The sequence below is a fragment of the Pseudomonas sp. LB-090624 genome (assembly GCF_003205205.1).
In the GTDB taxonomy this organism is placed as follows: domain Bacteria; phylum Pseudomonadota; class Gammaproteobacteria; order Pseudomonadales; family Pseudomonadaceae; genus Aquipseudomonas.
In genome coordinates this window covers 1-17,669 of record NZ_QJRL01000033.1, presented here as the reverse complement: position 1 = coordinate 17,669, position 17,669 = coordinate 1, and the positions used below count along the sequence as shown (strand labels likewise).

16 protein-coding genes and 1 pseudogene are annotated in these 17,669 nt (G+C 62.4%); 5 read left to right on the top strand and 12 right to left on the bottom strand.

Annotated features, from left to right (window positions below; genetic code table 11):
- Positions 1–71: 71 nt before the first annotated feature.
- From DMX11_RS22295 to DMX11_RS22280, 4 genes are read right to left on the bottom strand one after another with little or no spacing between them, the layout of a single operon-like run.
- The gene (locus tag DMX11_RS22295) at positions 72–275 is read right to left on the bottom strand and encodes a formate dehydrogenase subunit delta (RefSeq protein WP_110746914.1); all 204 of its coding nucleotides are present in this window, start codon (positions 273–275) and stop codon (positions 72–74) included.
- Entirely contained in the window at positions 272–3,154 is a 2,883-nt protein-coding gene (gene fdhF, locus DMX11_RS22290) for a formate dehydrogenase subunit alpha (protein WP_110746912.1), read from the bottom strand. Before fdhF ends, DMX11_RS22295 begins: the two co-directional genes overlap by 4 nt.
- A complete protein-coding gene (locus tag DMX11_RS22285; RefSeq protein ID WP_110746910.1) occupies positions 3,151–4,710 on the bottom strand; it encodes an NADH-quinone oxidoreductase subunit NuoF in 1,560 nt (519 codons plus the stop codon). The genes fdhF and DMX11_RS22285 overlap by 4 nt, the downstream gene beginning before the upstream one ends.
- On the bottom strand, positions 4,704–5,186 hold the full coding sequence (locus DMX11_RS22280; RefSeq protein WP_110746908.1) for a formate dehydrogenase subunit gamma: 483 nt from the start codon (positions 5,184–5,186) through the stop codon (positions 4,704–4,706). Before DMX11_RS22280 ends, DMX11_RS22285 begins: the two co-directional genes overlap by 7 nt.
- Before the next feature lie 548 nt (positions 5,187–5,734).
- On the opposite strand from DMX11_RS22280, the gene DMX11_RS22275 reads away from it, so the two are divergent.
- Entirely contained in the window at positions 5,735–7,816 is a 2,082-nt protein-coding gene (locus DMX11_RS22275; RefSeq protein ID WP_110746981.1) for a TonB-dependent siderophore receptor, read from the top strand.
- A gap of 142 nt (positions 7,817–7,958) precedes the next feature.
- On the opposite strand, the gene DMX11_RS22270 is transcribed toward DMX11_RS22275, so the two are convergent.
- From DMX11_RS22270 to DMX11_RS22245, 6 genes and pseudogenes are all read right to left on the bottom strand, one after another.
- A complete protein-coding gene (locus tag DMX11_RS22270; RefSeq protein ID WP_110746906.1) occupies positions 7,959–8,462 on the bottom strand; it encodes a ProQ/FinO family protein in 504 nt (167 codons plus the stop codon).
- Between the two features lie 83 nt (positions 8,463–8,545).
- Complete coding sequence (locus DMX11_RS22265; protein WP_110746904.1) at positions 8,546–9,100, bottom strand: helix-turn-helix domain-containing protein; 555 nt, start codon at positions 9,098–9,100, stop codon at positions 8,546–8,548.
- Between the two features lie 139 nt (positions 9,101–9,239).
- Positions 9,240–10,598 carry an aspartate aminotransferase family protein gene (locus DMX11_RS22260; protein WP_110746901.1) on the bottom strand — a complete coding sequence of 453 codons (1,359 nt, stop codon included), beginning with the start codon at positions 10,596–10,598 and terminating at the stop codon, positions 9,240–9,242.
- A 69-nt stretch (positions 10,599–10,667) separates the two neighbouring features.
- On the bottom strand, positions 10,668–11,441 hold the full coding sequence (locus tag DMX11_RS22255) for a gamma-glutamyl-gamma-aminobutyrate hydrolase family protein (protein WP_110746979.1): 774 nt from the start codon (positions 11,439–11,441) through the stop codon (positions 10,668–10,670).
- Positions 11,442–11,517: 76 nt separating this feature from the next.
- Positions 11,518–12,864 carry a glutamine synthetase family protein gene (locus DMX11_RS22250; protein ID WP_110746898.1) on the bottom strand — a complete coding sequence of 449 codons (1,347 nt, stop codon included), beginning with the start codon at positions 12,862–12,864 and terminating at the stop codon, positions 11,518–11,520.
- Positions 12,865–12,891: 27 nt separating this feature from the next.
- Positions 12,892–13,210, bottom strand: a pseudogene (locus DMX11_RS22245) (helix-turn-helix domain-containing protein).
- Between the two features lie 182 nt (positions 13,211–13,392).
- Here DMX11_RS22245 and DMX11_RS22240 point away from each other — a divergent pair.
- Positions 13,393–14,286: a LysR substrate-binding domain-containing protein gene (locus tag DMX11_RS22240; RefSeq protein WP_110746895.1), complete on the top strand. Its 894-nt coding sequence runs from the start codon at positions 13,393–13,395 to the stop codon at positions 14,284–14,286.
- A 98-nt stretch (positions 14,287–14,384) separates the two neighbouring features.
- Positions 14,385–15,089, top strand: coding sequence for an SDR family oxidoreductase (locus DMX11_RS22235; protein ID WP_110746892.1), 705 nt, complete (start codon positions 14,385–14,387; stop codon positions 15,087–15,089).
- Positions 15,090–15,115: 26 nt separating this feature from the next.
- Here the strand turns inward: DMX11_RS22235 and DMX11_RS22230 are convergent, their stop codons facing one another.
- The gene (locus DMX11_RS22230; RefSeq protein WP_110746890.1) at positions 15,116–16,042 is read right to left on the bottom strand and encodes a LysR family transcriptional regulator; all 927 of its coding nucleotides are present in this window, start codon (positions 16,040–16,042) and stop codon (positions 15,116–15,118) included.
- 106 nt (positions 16,043–16,148) lie between these two features.
- Between DMX11_RS22230 and DMX11_RS22225 the strand changes: the two genes are divergently transcribed.
- Both DMX11_RS22225 and DMX11_RS22220 read left to right on the top strand, forming a co-directional pair.
- A complete protein-coding gene (locus tag DMX11_RS22225) occupies positions 16,149–16,607 on the top strand; it encodes a GFA family protein (protein ID WP_110746888.1) in 459 nt (152 codons plus the stop codon).
- 202 nt (positions 16,608–16,809) lie between these two features.
- Entirely contained in the window at positions 16,810–17,211 is a 402-nt protein-coding gene (locus DMX11_RS22220; RefSeq protein WP_110746886.1) for a GFA family protein, read from the top strand.
- A gap of 152 nt (positions 17,212–17,363) precedes the next feature.
- On the opposite strand, the gene DMX11_RS26285 is transcribed toward DMX11_RS22220, so the two are convergent.
- On the bottom strand, positions 17,364–17,669 hold a 306-nt coding region (locus DMX11_RS26285; RefSeq protein ID WP_110746976.1), incomplete at its 5' end, for a hypothetical protein.

Below are 17,669 nucleotides of genomic sequence, written 5' to 3'. Positions count from 1 at the left end.
GTGGGAGCGGCTCTTTCGCGCCACAAAGCCGCCCCCACAGCGATCGAGCAAGGTCTTGAGACCTGGTTCAGCTAGGCCAACGCCTCACGCACCTTCGGGTCCAGCCCCTCCCCTTCATTGGCTGCCGCCCACTCCGCCAGCTGCCGGCGCATGGCCGGCGTCCAGAAATTCTGCAAATGCTGGCGCACGCCCTGCACCGCCAGTACCCGATCGGGCTCGCTGTCGAAATAATGGGCAATCTGGTTGGCCATCTTGACCAGGTTGTCGCTGCTCATTGGCGTACCTCGGCTTTTTTCGCTGTACGCCGTTCCTGCAGCAGGCGTCGCTGCTCGTCACTGAAGTCCTGGTAGCGCTTCTGCCATTGCGATGGCTGGAACACCTTCACCACCTCCACCGCTGTCACCTTGTATTCGGGACAGTTGGTGGCCCAGTCAGAATTGTCGGTAGTGATTACGTTGGCCCCCGACTCGGGGAAGTGGAAGGTGGTGTACACCACTCCCGGCGCCACCCGCGTACTGACCTTGGCGCGCAGCACGGTTTGCCCGGCACGGCTGCCGATGCCGACCCAGTCGCCGTCCTGAACACCTCGGCTTTCAGCGTCGGCAGGGTGGATTTCCAGGCGGTCGGCATCATGCCAGGCAACGTTGGCAGTGCGTCGGGTCTGGGCGCCGACGTTGTACTGGCTGAGGATACGGCCGGTAGTCAGCAGCAGCGGGTAGCGGTTGTTGACCTTCTCGTCGGTGGGCACGTAGCCCGTGAGCATGAAGCGGCCCTTGCCGCGCACGAATTGGTCGATGTGCATGGTAGGCGTGCCATCCGGCGCGGTGTCGTTGCAGGGCCATTGCAAGCTGCCGTGGCGGTCGATTTCCGCATAGCTGACCCGGCGGAAGGTCGGCGTCAGGCGGGCGATCTCGTCCATGATCTCGGACGGGTGGCGGTAGTTCATCGGGTAGCCAAGGGCGCCCGCGAGGGCAGCGGTGGCTTCCCAGTCAGCCTTGCCGGCCAGCGGTTCCATGACCTTGCGCACCCGCGAAATACGCCGCTCGGCATTGGTGAAGGTGCCATCCTTTTCAAGGAACGAGCTGCCCGGCAGGAACACATGGGCGAACTTGGCGGTTTCGTTGAGAAAGATGTCCTGCACCACCACGCACTCCATGGCGAGCAATGCCGCGGTCACGTGCTGGGTGTTGGGGTCGCTCTGGGCAATATCCTCGCCTTGGCAGTACAGCGCCTTGAAGCTACCGTCCAGCGCCGCTTCGAACATGTTGGGGATGCGCAAGCCCGGGTCGGGTTGCAAGGTCACGCCCCAGGCGCGCTCGAACTCGGCCCGCACACCCTCGTTGGAAATATGCCGGTAACCGGGCAGCTCGTGCGGGAACGAGCCCATGTCGCACGAGCCCTGCACGTTGTTCTGCCCGCGCAGCGGATTCACCCCTACCCCTTCACGGCCGATATTACCAGTGGCCATGGCCAGGTTGGCAATCCCCATTACCGCAGTGCTGCCCTGGCTGTGCTCGGTCACGCCCAGCCCGTAGTAGATGGCCGCATTGCCACCGGTGGCATACAACCGGGCGGCGGCGCGGATCTGCTCCGGGGGTACACCACACACCGGGCCGAGGGCTTCCGGGGCATTTTCTGCAAGGCTGACGAAGTCGCGCCAGCGGGCAAAGTCTTGGGTTTCGCAGCGTTCATCGATGAAACGCTGCGCCAGCAGGCCCTCGGTGACGATCACATGGGCCAGGGCGTTGAGCATGGCCACGTTGGTGCCAGGGCGAAGCTGCAAATGCAGCTCGGCGCGGGCATGTGGCGAGTCGACCAGGTCGATGCGCCGTGGGTCGATCACGATCAGCCGCGCCCCCTGTCGCAGACGGCGCTTGAGTTGCGAGCCAAACACCGGGTGGGCGTCGGTGGGGTTGGCGCCGATCACCAGCACCACGTCGGCCTGCATCACCGAGTCGAAGCTTTGCGTGCCGGCTGATTCACCCAAGGTCTGTTTCAGGCCATAGCCGGTGGGCGAATGGCACACCCGTGCGCAGGTATCGACGTTGTTGTTGCCGAATGCCGTGCGCACCAGCTTCTGCACCAGGTAGGCTTCTTCATTGGTGCAACGGCTGGAGGTGATGCCACCAATGGAGTCACGCCCGTACTTGAGCTGGATGCGGCGGAATTCGCTGGCAGCGTAGGTAACCGCTTCGTCCCAGCTGACCTCCTGCCACGGATCCTCCAGGCGCTTGCGAAGCATTGGCTTGGTGATGCGGTCCGGGTGGGTCGCGTAGCCCCAGGCGAAGCGGCCTTTGACACAGGCGTGGCCGTGGTTGGCGCCGCCGTTCTTGTCCGGGACCATGCGCACCAGCTGGTCGCCCTTCATTTCTGCACGGAACGAGCAGCCCACACCACAGTAGGCGCAGGTGGTGATCACCGAACGTTCCGGCTGGCCCAGCTGCACCAGGCTTTTTTCCGTCAGGGTCGCGGTCGGGCAGGCCTGCACGCAGGCACCACACGACACGCATTCAGAGGCCAGGAAGTTGTCCCCCCCCGCTGCCGACACCCGAGAGTCAAAACCGCGCCCGGTGATGGTCAGGGCGAAGGTGCCCTGGATGTCTTCGCAGGCGCGCACACAGCGGCTGCAAACGATGCACTTGCTCGGCTCGTAGTCGAAATACGGGTTGGAAACGTCCTTTTTCTCGCCCAGGTGGTTGGCGCCGTCGTAGCCATAACGTACCTCGCGCAGGCCCACCTGGCCGGCTACGGTCTGCAATTCGCAGTTGCCGTTGGCGGAACAGGTCAGGCAGTCCAGCGGGTGGTCGGAGATGTACAGTTCCATCACATTGCGGCGCAGGCCGGCCAGGCGTGGGGTTTCGGTGCGCACCACCATGCCTTCGCTGACCGGCGTGGTGCAGGACGCGGGGTAACCGCGCATGCCTTCGATTTCCACCATGCACATGCGGCACGAGCCGAAGGCTTCGAGGCTGTCGGTGGCACATAGCTTGGGGATGCTGGTGCCAAGCATGGCCGCCGCGCGCATCACCGAGGTGCCGGCAGGCACGCTGATGGCGCGGCCGTCGATACTCAGGCTGACCTGCACGTCGCTGTCACGGGCCGGGGTGCCGAGGTCGCTGCTTTTATCAGAAGCGGGGTCGAAGAAATTGATCACTGTGCGGCCTCCGTGGTGGTCAGCCCGAAATCGGCGGGGAAGTACTTGAGGGCGCTGGCCACCGGGTAGGCGGTCATGCCGCCCATGGCGCACAGCGAGCCGTACTGCATGGTGTCGCACAGGTCGCGCAGCAACAGGGCCTGGTCGTGACGCTCGCCAAGCTCGCTGCTGGCGATCAGCCGGTCGACCACTTCCATGCCCCGGGTCGATCCAATGCGGCACGGGGTGCACTTGCCACAGGATTCCTCGGCGCAGAACTGCAGGGCAAAGCGCGCCATGCTGGCCATGTTCAGGGTGTCGTCGGCCACCACCACGCCGCCATGGCCGAGCATCGCGCCCATGGCAGCGAAAGCTTCATAGTCCAGTGGCGTGTCGAAGTGGCTGGGCGGCACCCAGGCGCCGAGCGGGCCGCCGACCTGCGCGGCCTTCAGCGGCCGACCGCTGGCCGTGCCACCCCCATACGTTTCCACCAGTTCGCGCAGGGTCAGGCCGAAGGCCCGTTCCACCAGGCCACCCTTGCGAATATTGCCGGCCAGCTGAAACGGCATGGTGCCCAGCGAGCGGCCCATGCCGAAGTCGCGATAGAACGCTGCGCCCTTGGCCAGGATGATTGGCACCGAAGCCAGGGTGAGCACGTTGTGCACCAGCGTCGGCAAGCCGAACAGGCCTTGCAGTGCAGGCAGCGGCGGCTTGGCGCGAACAATGCCGCGCTTGCCTTCGATGGACTCGAGCAGCGCGGTTTCTTCGCCGCAGATATAGGCCCCGGCACCCACCCGCACTTCCAGGTCGAACGCCCGGCCGCTGCCGCCGACATTGGTGCCGAGATAACCGGCTTCACGGGCGATGGCGCAGGCCTGGCCGAGCACACGGATGGCGTCTGGGTATTCCGAGCGTACATAGATGTAACCCTTGTCGGCACCCACGGCGAGGCCGGCAATGATCATGCCTTCGATCAGCAGGAAAGGGTCGCCTTCCATCAGCATACGGTCGGCAAAGGTACCGGAGTCGCCTTCGTCGGCGTTGCACACCACGTACTTCTGCCCCGCCCCGGCATCACGCACGGTGCGCCACTTGATGCCGGCAGGGAACGCTGCACCGCCACGGCCGCGCAAGCCGGAATCGAGCACGGCAGCGACCACATCGGCACCCTCAAGCGCCAACGCAGCCTCCAGGCCGGCGAAGCCACCGTGGGCGCGGTAGTCGTCCAGCGACAACGGGCGGGTTATGCCGGCGCGGGCGAACAGCAGGCGTTGTTGAGTCTTCAGGTAGGGGATGGCTTCAACTGGCCCCAAGGCCAGCGAGTGGCCGCCAGATTCGCCAGCCAAGGCATCGAGCAACCCCGGCACGTCCTGCGGCGTGATCGGGCCAAACCCCAGGCGACCTTGCGCGCTGTCGCATTCGATCAGCGGTTCCAGCCAGTACAGCCCACGGGAGCTGGTACGCAGGATTTCCAGTGGCAACTGGCGGCGCTCGGCTTCGCGCTGCACGGCATCGACAACCTGATCGGCACCCACGGCGCGGGCAACCGAATCACAGGAGATGTAAAGCTTCAGCATGTCGCGTCCTCCTGGCAACCGTCGACCAGGGCGCGCAGCCGCTCAGGGGTCAGGCGCGCGTGTAGCTGACCATCGAGCTCCAGCGCCGGCGAACAGGCGCAGGCGCCCAGGCAGTAAACCGGGCGCAGGCTGATGGCGCCGTCGGCACTGGTGCCATGGTCGTCCAGTGCCAGTTGCTCGCGCAGTTGCGCGGCCAAGGCCTCGGCGCCACGGCTCTGGCACGACTCGGCGCGGCACAGGCGCAACGTGTGGCGTGCCGGTGGCGCAGTACGGAAATCGTGATAGAAGCTGATAACCCCACGCACCTCGGCCAGGCTGAGGTTGAGGGCATGGGCAATTTCAGGTACAGCGGCATCGGGGATGTAGCCCAGGTCCTGCTGGATGGCATGCAGAATCGGCAACAGGGCGCCGGGGGTACCCTGGTCGCGAGCCAGAATGCGTTGGATAACGGGCAGGTGAAGCAATTCATCAGGCATACAGCGGACCTCGGCATCACGGACCCTGCCCGATCATTGTGCGGGCAGATGTCCGGCGTGTTCTGCTGCGGCACGCCGGCCACGTCACGGTTGCGCGGTAGCGGCGGCCTCCTCGCCCCCGGCCGCGCATCTGTGTGCGCTGGTCCGAAGGCATCCTGCAAGCATGGCACTTGTGGGGCCGGGGGGTTGTATGCGAGCGACCAGGCGCATTCTGAAACCGACCGTTGGTTATCGATGGAGCGCCAGTCGGGGTGCCAAGTGCACGCCGTGAGGTTCGGGGTGGCCATGAATCAGCGGCCCTCCCCGCCAGGATCACGGCGTGCCCTTGCCCTCCACCGCCTTGGCCGTTTCCTTCTTCGCGGGTAAACACATGCCACTCGGCCACGCCAGCCACGTCCCGTCTTAGCGATACGTGAACAAGCATGAAAAATTATTTATCAAGATGAATTATCATTTGGTTTGGATTCTCATTATCATCGCGAGCACACGCCACAATCACTTCCCGCCCCAGGACTCGCCCCTTGAAACGTCACCTTCCCGCCCGCCTGCTGCTGGCCGGCGCATGCAGCGCCCTGCCCGTCGTTCACGCTGCCGACAACCTGACCCTGCCCGCAACCCAGATCGACAGCACCCGCGAACCTGTTGATGGCATCAGCCAAGGCTACGAGGGCCGGGCTTCTTCCAGCACCACCAAGCTAGGCCTTACCGACAGGCAGACGCCACAGGCCGTGACCACCATCACCCGCCAGGCACTGGACGATTTCAAGATCACCGGTATCAAGGACGCCTTGCGGGCAGCACCTTCGGTAACCGTCGAGCAAACCGAAACCGACCGCACCGAGTTCACCTCGCGCGGCTTCGATATAGGCACTTTCGAGTACGACGGCATGGGCATGCCTTTCGTCAGCAGCACGCTGGTGGGCGACCAGGACCTGGCGGAGTACGAGCAGATCGATGTGCTGCACGGCGCCAACGGTTTGATGAGCGGTGCCGGCAACCCGTCTGCCACGGTCAACTTCGTGCGCAAACGGCCCACCGACACCTTCCAGGCGGAAGTCGACACCAGCGTCGGCTCGTGGGACAGCCGGCGCATCGACATCGACGTCGGCGGCCCGCTGACCGACAGCGGCAATGTGCGTGGCCGCTTCATCTATTCCCACGACAAGGGCAACTCGTGGATGGACCGCTACAGCCACGAGCGCAATGTGGCCGCTGGCCTGCTGGCATTCGACGTGTCCGACGCCGACACCGTGACGGTGGGCTTTTCCCAGCACAACAGTGACTCCAATGGCAGCACCTGGGGCAACCTGCCACTGGTGGACAGCAACGGCAATGCCATCCACTACAGTGGGCGCAGCAACAGCATCGGGCAACCCTGGACCTACTGGAACCTGCACACCCAGCGGGCCTTCGTCGAGCTCAAGCATGATTTCGGCAAGGACTGGAACGCCACGCTCACCGCCACCGGGGTGCAGGAAAAACAGAACACCAACATGCTCTACGTTGGCTCGGTCACCGGTGATGTCGCCGACGCCTATGCCAACCATACGCGCAGCGAAGCCCACCAGTTGCTGGGCGAGGCCAAAGTGCAGGGCCCGTTCAGCCTGTTCGGACGCGAGCATCAGCTGACCTTCGGCGCCGCCTATGGCCGCACGCACCAGAAAGGCCAGGAGTACGACGAAGACCTGGAGCACGTTAGCGCCTTCCAGACCTCGTTCCCAGGGATTCTGGCGGGTACTACGCCCATGCCCGCATTCGGCGTCACCAGCGAAACCCTGGGGCAGAATTTTCAGGACACGCAAAAAAGTCTGTACGCCGGGGCACGCTTCAGCCTTGCCGATGACCTGCACTGGATCGCCGGTGCTCGCATGCTCAGCGCCGACGGCAAGGGCGATAGCTATGGCACTGCGCACGACACCCGCGAGCACGGCAAGATCACGCCCTACACAGGCCTGGTCTACGACCTGAACGATGCCTGGAGCGTGTACGGTAGCTGGACCAAGATCTACAACCCGCAATATGTGTCGGGCAGCGATAATTCGGTACTCGACCCGCTGGAAGGCAAGAGCATGGAGGTGGGTGTCAAGGGCAGCGTGATGGATGAGCGCCTGCACCTGACGGCAGCGCTGTTCAAGACCGAGCAACGCAACGTGGCGGTGGATGCGGGGTACAACGGCATTCAGGAAATCTACACAGGCGAAGACTACAAAAGCCATGGCGTCGAGCTGCAGGCCTCTGGCGAGGTCATGCCCGGCCTGGACGTGCTAGGCGGCTACACCTATGTGCGCATCGACGATGACAATGGCGAACGGGCGCGTAAGTATGTGCCCACCCACAGTTTCCGTGGCATGGTCACCTATCGGCTGCCGAGCCTGCCGCAGATGAAAGTCGGCACCCGCCTCAGCTGGCAGACTGCAGTCGAGAACGATAGCAACAGCGCCATCCACCAGAACGCCTACGGCCTGGTTGATTTGATGGCCAGCTACGACATCGACAGCAACTGGAGCACGTCGCTGAACCTGAATAACGTCACTGACCGCAAGTACCTGCTGTCGCTGTATAACAACGCGACCACAGCCAGCTATGGTGCTCCGCGCAACCTGACGGCTTCGGTGACGTGGAAGTATTGAAGCACCAGGTAATGTGTGTCAGAGCGGGGCCACGAAGGCGACACCGCGCTGGATTGCACAGGCTGGACTGCCCCCGCACGTTGGAGACAGCTCCATCGAGCGGCGGCAGTCCAGGCAGGCAAAGGGCAGCGTGCGACTGGATTCAGTCGGCCGCCTGCACCGCTGCGGTGTCGGCCACCGGGGCCTGAGCTTTTGCCTTCGCCCGATTGCGGCGGTCCTGGCTACGCTGCCGCGAAGCTTGTTGCTTGGCATGCAGTGCCTGGGCGGCGGTCACGGTACCCGCAACCTGGCCAGCCAAATCAAGGCGCGGTGCGTTCTCTTGCATACTCGCCCAGTAGCGGGAGCCCCGGCACCAGGTGGAAATACCCAGCTTCAGCTGTTCGCGGGTTAGGCCGAGCAGTTCAAGGTGTTGCTCGGCATCCTTGAAAATGCCCTCCTTGAGCGGCACCTTGGGGGCCGGGTTGACCGGGAAGGCCAACGGAAAATGCTTCTGCAAAGGCCAGATCGCAGCCACCGCCGGATCCTGCTCACGCGGCTTCGCCTGCGAGGACGGCTTGCGCTTTGGCTGTTTCGCGCTCTCGGCCTTTACCTGCTGTTTTTCCGCCCGCAGGCGGTCGCGTAGCTCTGCTAGTTGTTCAAAACCCATCGTTCAATTCACTGCTTGAAGTTGATTGCGTGGTGCAAGGATAACAAATGCAGCCCCTACAGTGTTTGCAGGTCATCTTTCCATCAGCTGAACACCCAAAGCACACGCGTGGGCTTGTCGGTGAGGTTGGCATAACGAAAGCTGGCATGAGGCTGCAACTGGAAACTGTCACTGGCGCGCAGCGTTACCGGTTCACCGCCGTCCAGCCACACCGTCAGCTCGCCTTCGAGCACGAAGCAGCCCTGCTCCGAGCTGTCATCCAGGTACTCCTCGCCGCTGCTAGCCCCCGGGTCGAGGTGGCTGTCGAGCATGGAGAACGCGCCACTGATCGTGGGGGATGCCAGTACATCGGTGATGCCACCCGCCAGGTGCAGGGTACGGCGCTCGTGAGGGCGGGTGACCCAGTCGAGTTCGCGGGGCTTGTCCAGCTTGTAGAAATAGGCCGTGGAGACGCCGAGCTCCTCGCTGATTGCCGTCAGGTCTGCCACGGTCGGGCGCGATACTCCGCGCTCGACCTGGGACAGAAAACCCACCGACCGGCCGATGCGCTGAGCCAGCTCGCCCAAGGTCAGGCCCTTGAACTTGCGCAGGTCGCGAATCAGTACGGCCAGGCCTTCGATCTCTTCGTGCACTTTCATAGTTGAATCGCGACTTTCGGACGGGAAAATAATGCCCTGAAAAGTACAGGATTCAATTCGCAAAGCAAGTGCTTCACACAGCACTCGACGCGGTCGCCCGCCGGAGCGGCCGCGCGGGGGCTGGACGATAGGCCCGTCCTTAGCGAACAGCCTCGTAGGTCAGGTCCAGGCACTTACGCGCCTTTTCCACCAATTCGTCGATCTCTTCGGTGCTGATCACCAGTGGCGGCGCGATGATCATGGTGTCGCCCACCGCGCGCATGATCAGGCCGTTGTCGAAGCAGTGCTGGCGGCAGATCATGCCCACGCCTTTGCCTTCATGGCGGGTGCGGGTGGCCTTGTCTTTCACCAGTTCGATCGCACCGAGCATACCAAGCCCGCGCACTTCGCCGACCAGCGGGTGGTCGGCCAGTTCGCGCAAGCGCTGCTGCAGATAGGGCGCGGTCTTCTCTTGTACCTGCGCAATGATCTGCTCGTCACGCAGGATGCGCAGGTTTTCCAGCGCCACTGCCGCCGCCACCGGGTGGCCGGAATAGGTGAAGCCGTGGTTGAAGTCGCCACCCTCGCTGATGACCTTGGCCACCTCGTCACGCACGATCACCCCGCCCATGGGGATATAGCCAGAAGTCAGGCCCTTGGCGATGGTCATCAGGTCAGGCTTGAGGTCATAGTAGTCGCTACCGAACCACTTGCCGGTACGGCCGAAGCCGCAGATCACTTCGTCGGCAACGAACAGGATGTCGTACCTGGCGAGGATCTCCTTCACCTTCGGCCAGTAGCTGTGCGGCGGAATGATCACGCCGCCGGCGCCCTGGATCGGTTCGGCTATGAAGGCAGCGATGTTGTCTTCGCCCACTTCGAGGATCTTCTTCTCTAGCTGCTCGGCTGCCCACACACCGAACTCGGCCTCGGTCATGTCGCCGCCTTCACCGAACCAGTACGGCTGCGGGATGTGCACGATATCCGGGATCACCCCGCCTTGCTGGTGCATGCCGCTCATGCCACCCAGCGCGGCGCCTGCCACGGTGGAGCCGTGGTAGCCGTTGACACGGCCAATGATCACCTTCTTGCTGCCCTGCCCCTTCAGTGCCCAGTAATGCCGGACCATACGCAGTACGGTGTCGTTGCCTTCGGAGCCGGAACCGGTGAAGAACACATGCCGCATGCCTTGCGGGGCCACGTCGGCAATTGCCTTGGCCAGCTCCAGCGCAGGAGGGTGCGCGGTCTGGAAAAACAGGTTGTAGTAAGGCAACTGCTTCATCTGCTGGCTGGCAACCTCGGCCAGCTCATCGCGGCCATAGCCGACCGCCACGCACCACAGCCCAGCCATGCCGTCGAGAATCTTGTTGCCTTCGCTGTCCCAAAGGTACACGCCCTTGGCCGAGGTGATGATGCGCGGGCCCTTCTTGGCCAGCTGTTTCACATCACTGAAGGGGGCCAGGTGATGGTCACGGCTCAGCGCCTGCCAGGCCTGGGTCTGCGAATTCTGTTCACTCATTGTCTTCACTCCATCAGTTTGCGCAGCCGTGCTACGCGGGTACTTTCTTGTGGTTGGAAATGCCGCGGCTCAGGCACTCAGCAACACCCGCTGGCGCAGCACCGAGCGCTGCCGACAGGCCTTGCCAAACGACTGGAAGAGGGTCAGGTACTGCGGGTTATCCATGACCTGGAACTCGGGGTGCCATTGCACGGCCAAGGCAAAGCCCTTGGCGTTGTCGACCGAAATGGCCTCTACCAGGCCGTCCGGCGCCAACGCTTCCACCCTCAGCCCAGGGGCCAGTACATCAATGCCTTGGCCGTGGATGGAATTGACGTCGAAGATCGCCGGCAAACCCATGCGGTCAAGCAGGCCGCCAGGCTGTACGTGCATGGTATGGCGAGGGCCATATTGCTTTTCGATCGGCTCGCCCTTGCCTTCGCGGTGGTCCATGAATACGCCAGCCTCGTGAACCTTCTGGTACAGGGTGCCCCCCAGCGCCACGTTCATTTCCTGAAAACCTCGGCAAATGCCCAATACCGGCACGCCGGCGGCGATAGCCGCACGCATCAGCGGCAACGTGGTGGCATCTCGCAGTGGGTCGTGCCGGGTACCCTCGGCACTGGTCGGACCGTTGTAATGAAACGGCTCGATGTTGGACGGCGAACCGGTGAAGATCAGCCCGTCCACTACGTCGAGGATATCGGCGCTGTCCATCAGTTCGCCCAGGCTGGGTATCACGATGGGCAGGCCACACGCTGCCTTGGCTGCCGCGCGCGCGTACTTCTCGGCGATGGTCTGGGTGGCATGCTGCTCAATCATGCTGGTGCATGCGGTAATGCCAATAACGGGCACACGTGGCATATCTTCCTCCGGCAAATCGGTATTGCGCGTGGTGTTGAAAACGTGGGGGTTGACGGTGTCGTCCGAACCGCTGCAGCTACAGGAACCAGCGGTATTCGCGGGCATCGATGTGGCGCATGAAGTCCAGTTGCTCCTGGTATTTGTTCTCGCAATAGACCATCACGAACTCACTGCCCAGACCTTGGTTGAGCACCGGGTGGTGGCGCATCGCGGCCAAGGCACTGAGGGCATCCTTGGGGAAATCGATGCCGCTCTGGCGGTTGTCATTCAGTGGCGCAATGGGTTCGACGCCGCGGTCCAGGCCGTGCTCCATCCCGGTCAGGATGGCCGCCAGCACCAGGTACGGGTTGGCGTCCGCGCCGGCCAGGCGATGTTCGATACGCAGGTTGCGCGGGTCGGACTCGGGGATGCGAATGCACGCATCGCGATCCTCGAAGCCCCAACTGGCCTTGCTCGCTGCATTGACCATGGCCCCATAGCGGCGGTAGGCATTGTGGTTGGGGGCAAAGATCGGCATGCAGTGCGGCAACAGCTCCAGGCAACCCGCCACCGCATGGCGCAGCTTGCGTTGTTCTGCGCTCGCCAGGATGTTGTTGCCTTCGCTGTCATACAGGCTGACATGCACGTGCATGCCGCTGCCCGGTGCATCCAGATACGGCTTGCTCATGAAGCTGGCGCGATAGCCGTGCTTCATCGCGATACCGCGGGTACTGCGGCAGAACAGCGCTGACCAGTCCGCCGCACTGAGGGCATCTTCACTGTGCGAGAAGTTGATCTCGAACTGGCCTGGGCCCAGTTCGGCGGTGATGACGTTGGCCGGCACGCCCTGCTCGTTGGCGCCATCGACCATTTCGTGCAGCACCGACGAGAACCGCGACAGGCGCTCGATGTGCATGTTCGGCTGGTCGTCTTGGTCGCCGGTCGCCGTGTCGCGGGGGTACTGTGGCAGGCCGTTGTCCAGCTTGCGGTCAAACAGGTAGAACTCCAGTTCGAACGCCACTACCGGGCGGATCCCGCGCCGGGCCAGGCGCTGTAGCACGCGGGCCAGCACCTCACGGGGCTCGAACTCGATCGGCTCGGCGGTGCCATCGGACGTTATCAGCATCTGGGCGACCACTTCCTTCTCCCAGCGCACCGGCTTCAGGGTACCTGGGACCAGTCGCCGCGCGGCATCCGGGTCGCCATCGGCGAAGCAGTAGTCACCGATCGGGTAGAGGCCACCCTGGGTCCCCAGCAGCACGCAGTTTTGCGGCAGCTTCAGCGGCGCGCCAGCTGCGACTTTTTCCAGCATGTCCATGGGATAACGCTTGCCGTAGAAGTGCCCGGGAATGTCCAGCGCAATCAGGTCGACATAGCGTATTGCCGGGTGCTGCGCCCGGAACGAACGCACTTCAGTCAGCAGATCCGGAAAGATGACACTCATCTTCTTATCCTTGTGAGGTGAACGAATTCAATTGAAGACCCAGAGCACGCGGGTGGGCTTTGCCATCAGGTTGGCGTAACGGAACTGCGCGTGGGGTCGCAGCTGGAAGCAGTCGGATGCTGCGGAGCTTGCTCAGGTTGTAGAAGTAGGCGGTCGATACGCCGAGCGCTTCGCTGATCGCAGTCAGGTCGGCAACGGTCGGGCGCGACACTGCGCGTTCGACCTGGGACAGCAAGTCGACCGAGCGGTTTATCCGCTCAGCCAGTTCGCCTTGGGTCAGGTTCTTGAATTTGCGCAGGTCGTGAATAAGGATCGCGAGGGCTTCGACCTCTTCGTGCATCTTCATCGTTTCGGACTGCCGTGAAATTTTTAGAGTTATTTTTCATGAAAAATTACACGAAAAATTTCACGAGTCAAGCCACCCATCTGAAATGCGCACACCCGAACCGGGGGCCGACACGGGTTTCTTTACAGCGTTTCAAGGAGTAGCCTCGCCGGTGAGACTTTCCAGCCCGGCCCTCCATCGTCATGCCAAACGGTTTCCCAGCACTGCCTTCGCTCAATGCACTCCGTGTGTTTGAAGTGGTTGCCCGCCACCTCAACTTCCGCCTTGCTGCCGAGGAACTGGGGGTGACCCAGGCAGCTGTCGCCCAACAGATAAGAGGGCTGGAAGCGAGTTTGGCGCTTCGTTTGTTCCAGCGCCTGCCCCGCGGTCTGGCGTTGACCGATGCGGGTGTGGGCTACAGCGGCAGCATTCGCAGTGCCTTGGCCATGATCGATGAGGCAACCCGCCTGCTAAGGCCGCAAGCTGCACACCTTACGGTCAGCGTTACCCCGACCTTTGCCTCGAAATGGCTCATTCCCAGGCTGGGCAACTTTGCCCAGAGCCACCCGGACATCGATCTGCGTGTGCTGGCCACGGACAGGCTTTCCCACTTCAACACCGATGGCGTGGACATCGCTGTACGCTATGGCCAGCCCGAAGTTGGAGCGGGCCTGAACAGCGAGCTCCTGATGGAACAGTGCATCGTTGCCGTGGCCAGCCCCAGGCTGCTTGAAGGGCACGAAGGTCCCGTCAGCTTCGAGCAACTGCAGGACTTCGTCATGCTTCACGATGCCCATGATTTCTGGCCTAGGTTCCTTGCACAGCTGTTTGCGCAGCATGCTCAACCGACAGCCAGGCATCTGCGGTTCAACCAGACCTCATTGGCCATCGATGCAGCCATCGGTGGCCAGGGCATTGCCCTGGCCAGCCTGGCATTCGTCCGTGATGACATCGCCGCGGGCAGGCTGACCCAGGTCTTCGCTGAGCAGATGAGGCTCGACAAGTCGTTCTACCTGGTATGGCCACGCAAGATGCAGCAGCCAGATTCGTTGACCGTGGTACAGCGGTGGCTGAAACAGCAAGTTGCCGATAGTTAATCTACTGCCACGGACAATTTCAGCTACCTCCCTCGCTGCAATAGCTACTGCTAATGTGAATGCACTCACGTAACGGCATTCAATTTTTGGGAGGCAGCATGTCAGTAGAAAAAGTAGCGATTATCACTGCCGGTGGCAGCGGGATGGGCGCAGCGGCAGCACGCCGCCTGGCCGCCGACGGGTTCAAGGTTGGCATCCTCTCATCTTCCGGCAAAGGCGAGGCATTGGCTGCCGAGCTTGGCGGCATTGGGGTAACCGGCAGCAACCAGTCGGTTGCAGACTTGCAGCGCCTGGTCGAGGCCGTGGTGGAAAAATGGGGCCGTATCGACGTGCTGGTCAACAGTGCCGGCCACGGTCCACGCGCCCCCATCCTGGAGATCAGCGACGAGGACTGGCACAAGGGCATGGAGACCTACCTGCTCAATGTCATTCGCCCGACGCGTCTGGTAACGCCTTACATGCAACGCCAGAAGGGCGGTGTGATCATCAATATTTCCACCGCCTGGGCGTTCGAGCCGAGCGAGCTGTTCCCGACTTCGGCGGTGTTCCGCTCAGGCCTGGCCGCATTCAGCAAGATCTTCGCCGACAACTTCGCAGCGGACAACGTGCGCATCAACAACATCCTCCCCGGCTGGATCGATAGCCTGCCGGCCACCGACCAACGGCGTGACAGCGTGCCGCTCAAGCGCTATGGCACCAGCGAGGAAATCGCTGCCACCATCGCATTTCTGGCCAGCGAAGGTGCGGCCTACATCACCGGGCAGAACATCAAGGTCGATGGCGGCGTAACACGCAGCGTCTGATTGAGCTGGGGCGCGAGGCATCGCTATTACCTGGTAGTCACGCCGCAAGCGAGCTTGCGCCCGCGACTATCTGCTTCCAGATAGTGATGCAGTTTGTCACCCAACACTTCGAACGCTTTGACGATCCGTTTTATCTTGCGAAGGTCACTGTGCATCGCGATCCACACATCGACGTCAAAGCCGAAACTGTCTGGCAGTACGTGTACCAACCCGTGGCTTCGGGCGATGGGCGCCGGGCACAGACCGAAGCCCAGCCCCGCCTTCAGCGCAGCCAGTTGCGCGAGGTGGTGATCGGTGGCAATCACGAAATGCTGGCCGGCTTCACACAGCCCGGCATCCACCAGGCGGCGAAGGTCGGCTGAGCGTCTGTCCGGCCCGATCAGCGGCCCCTGGCGCAACGACATCAGGCTCTCGGGGGCGCCGTAACGCGCCAGGCAGGCAGCACTGGCATGAATACCGACCCGCAAGCTGCCGACGCGCCGAGCCACGATATCGGCTTCTATAGGGCGCATCAGGCGTACGGCTATATCCGACTGCAGCCTGGCGATGTCTTCCAGTGCGTCCCCAATGCTTAGCTCAAGCTTCAGCCCCGGGTGGCTGTAGTGAAAGCTTTGCAGTAGAGCGGGTAGTACCTCTACCCCCAGCAATTCGCCACAGGTCAGCCTTACCGTGCCGTGGTCCATCGATGTTTCAGCGCTGGCCGCGCGGTTGAAGGCTTGCGCAGCGAGATCCATGGCTTCGGCATGGTCAATAAGGCGCCGCGCCCCGCTGGTGGGTGTCAAGCCCATGGGCGTGCGGGTAAACAGGCTCAAACCCAGAGCCTGCTCAAGATTGTCGAGGCGTCGGCGAGCCGTCGCTTGTGCTATCCCCAACAGCTTCGCAGCACCGCTCAGGCTGCCGGAGCGCAACACCGCGAGGAACACCTGCTGGCTTTCCCATTCAAGGGTGTTCATACATTCCTGACCAACGGTTGCTCCTTTTTTGCTCTTCTGCCCAAGCGTGTGAAAAGGGGATCATGTGCCCTGTACTTTTCCGTGCGCCATTGTAAGGAGTCGACGCATGAGATTCACCGGTCAATGCCAATGTGGGCTCGTCAAGGTCGAAATCGCAGCGCAGCAACTGCCCGCGCTGTATGCCTGCCATTGCCTCAACTGTCAGCGCTGGAGCGGCAGTTCATTCGCCTTGCATATGCTATGCGCAGCGTCAGCGGTAGGGGTGGCGGGCGAAACGGCGACCTACGTGCGTGAGCACCAAGGGCACACGTCCAGGCAGCATGCCTGTGGCGTGTGTCACACCCGGCTGTTCAATGAGACCACAGCAGCGCCCGGCATGCGTGTGGTGCGGGCCGGGATGCTGGAGGGGTCAGAGCATTTCGAGCCGGTTGCGCACATCTGGACACGACGCAAGCAACCGTGGCTGGTGTTGCCGCCAGCCACTGCGCAATGGGAGGAAAGCCCGACGCCCGAGGCATTCGCCGCCGCACTGGGGTCTCAGCCTCGCCATACCCACGCATCATGACGTTGATGAGCTGTTTGCACATCTTTGACCAATTTTTCACACGCTGTGCGAGACATTAGTTACATCCCCTACGTGTGATAGACCTTGCCCGCCTAGCAGCGGGCTTTCTTTTGCCCGCAACTTCCCCTGGCTCGCGAGCAGCCAGTCGACTACCCAGGCCAGGTCAGCTACGCTGGCCCTTCCCTCCTGCACGGAAGCGCCAATGAGCGAGACATACCAAGGAAGCTGCCTGTGCGCAGCGGTCGGTTATCTGTTACTCACCCCACCCAAAGCAGTGAGCCATTGCCATTGCAGCCAGTGCCGCAAAAGCCACGGAGCCGCGTTCGCCTCGTACGGCAGCGTACCGCGCAACATGCTGCGCATTGTGCGCGGTGCCACCAGCATCAAGCGCTTTGCCTCTTCACCAGCAGTCGTGCGCGAGTTCTGCACAGCGTGCGGCTCTAGCTTGTTCTGGTCACGCTCTCAAGGTGAGTTTGCCGGCTGGGTTTCCATAGCGCTGGGTACGCTTGATACACCGTTCCTGCCCAGGAAGCAGAAACATATACACCTCGATTCCGCTGCCCCATGGCATACCCCCTGCAGCCCTGCCCTTCAGCCTGGCTGACAGTGCAAAGCCCCCTCGTATGGCCCGTGCACCTTTGATGATCGGGCCCTGTCTATTCGCAGTCGACGCCAGGCCATCGCGGGCACAAAAAAAGCCCAGCACACGCTGGGCTTTCTACACACTAAAGCGGGTACCGCATAAAGGCTTTCAAATCATCGATCATTCTTTGAAGATGAGCCGACAGCGTTGCTGAGACCTTTTGCATTATGATCGCCTGGAGTCGTTCCAGAGATGGCCGTGGATTTGGACAAACCGCGAGTATCCTTGGAGTGAGCGATACCCGAGGTGGTGGTTCCATGACCGTTGTCGCTGTTGCGCGAGCTGCCGTACCGATTGCCGCTTACGCCATGATCACGTGTCGCCTTTCCAGCGTGATCGCTTGCGAAGCCTTTACCATTTCCGCTATGTCCGCCCTTGCCTCCTCCGTGCCCACCGCCGTTACCTCCGCCATGACCGCC

Excerpts from the sequence above, each read along its gene's own strand:
- DMX11_RS22230 (WP_110746890.1), bottom strand. The coding sequence starts at position 16,042 with ATGAACACCCTTGAATGGGAAAGCCAGCAGGTGTTCCTCGCGGTGTTG.
- DMX11_RS22295 (WP_110746914.1), bottom strand. The coding sequence starts at position 275 with ATGAGCAGCGACAACCTGGTCAAGATGGCCAACCAGATTGCCCATTAT.
- DMX11_RS22280 (WP_110746908.1), bottom strand. The coding sequence starts at position 5,186 with ATGCCTGATGAATTGCTTCACCTGCCCGTTATCCAACGCATTCTGGCT.
- DMX11_RS22250 (WP_110746898.1), bottom strand. The coding sequence starts at position 12,864 with ATGAGTGTCATCTTTCCGGATCTGCTGACTGAAGTGCGTTCGTTCCGG.
- DMX11_RS22220 (WP_110746886.1), top strand. The coding sequence starts at position 16,810 with ATGAGCGAGACATACCAAGGAAGCTGCCTGTGCGCAGCGGTCGGTTAT.
- DMX11_RS22240 (WP_110746895.1), top strand. The coding sequence starts at position 13,393 with ATGCCAAACGGTTTCCCAGCACTGCCTTCGCTCAATGCACTCCGTGTG.
- DMX11_RS22235 (WP_110746892.1), top strand. The coding sequence starts at position 14,385 with ATGTCAGTAGAAAAAGTAGCGATTATCACTGCCGGTGGCAGCGGGATG.
- DMX11_RS22265 (WP_110746904.1), bottom strand. The coding sequence starts at position 9,100 with ATGAAAGTGCACGAAGAGATCGAAGGCCTGGCCGTACTGATTCGCGAC.
- DMX11_RS22270 (WP_110746906.1), bottom strand. The coding sequence starts at position 8,462 with ATGGGTTTTGAACAACTAGCAGAGCTACGCGACCGCCTGCGGGCGGAA.
- DMX11_RS22255 (WP_110746979.1), bottom strand. The coding sequence starts at position 11,441 with ATGCCACGTGTGCCCGTTATTGGCATTACCGCATGCACCAGCATGATT.
- DMX11_RS22285 (WP_110746910.1), bottom strand. The coding sequence starts at position 4,710 with ATGCTGAAGCTTTACATCTCCTGTGATTCGGTTGCCCGCGCCGTGGGT.
- DMX11_RS22225 (WP_110746888.1), top strand. The coding sequence starts at position 16,149 with ATGAGATTCACCGGTCAATGCCAATGTGGGCTCGTCAAGGTCGAAATC.
- DMX11_RS22260 (WP_110746901.1), bottom strand. The coding sequence starts at position 10,598 with ATGAGTGAACAGAATTCGCAGACCCAGGCCTGGCAGGCGCTGAGCCGT.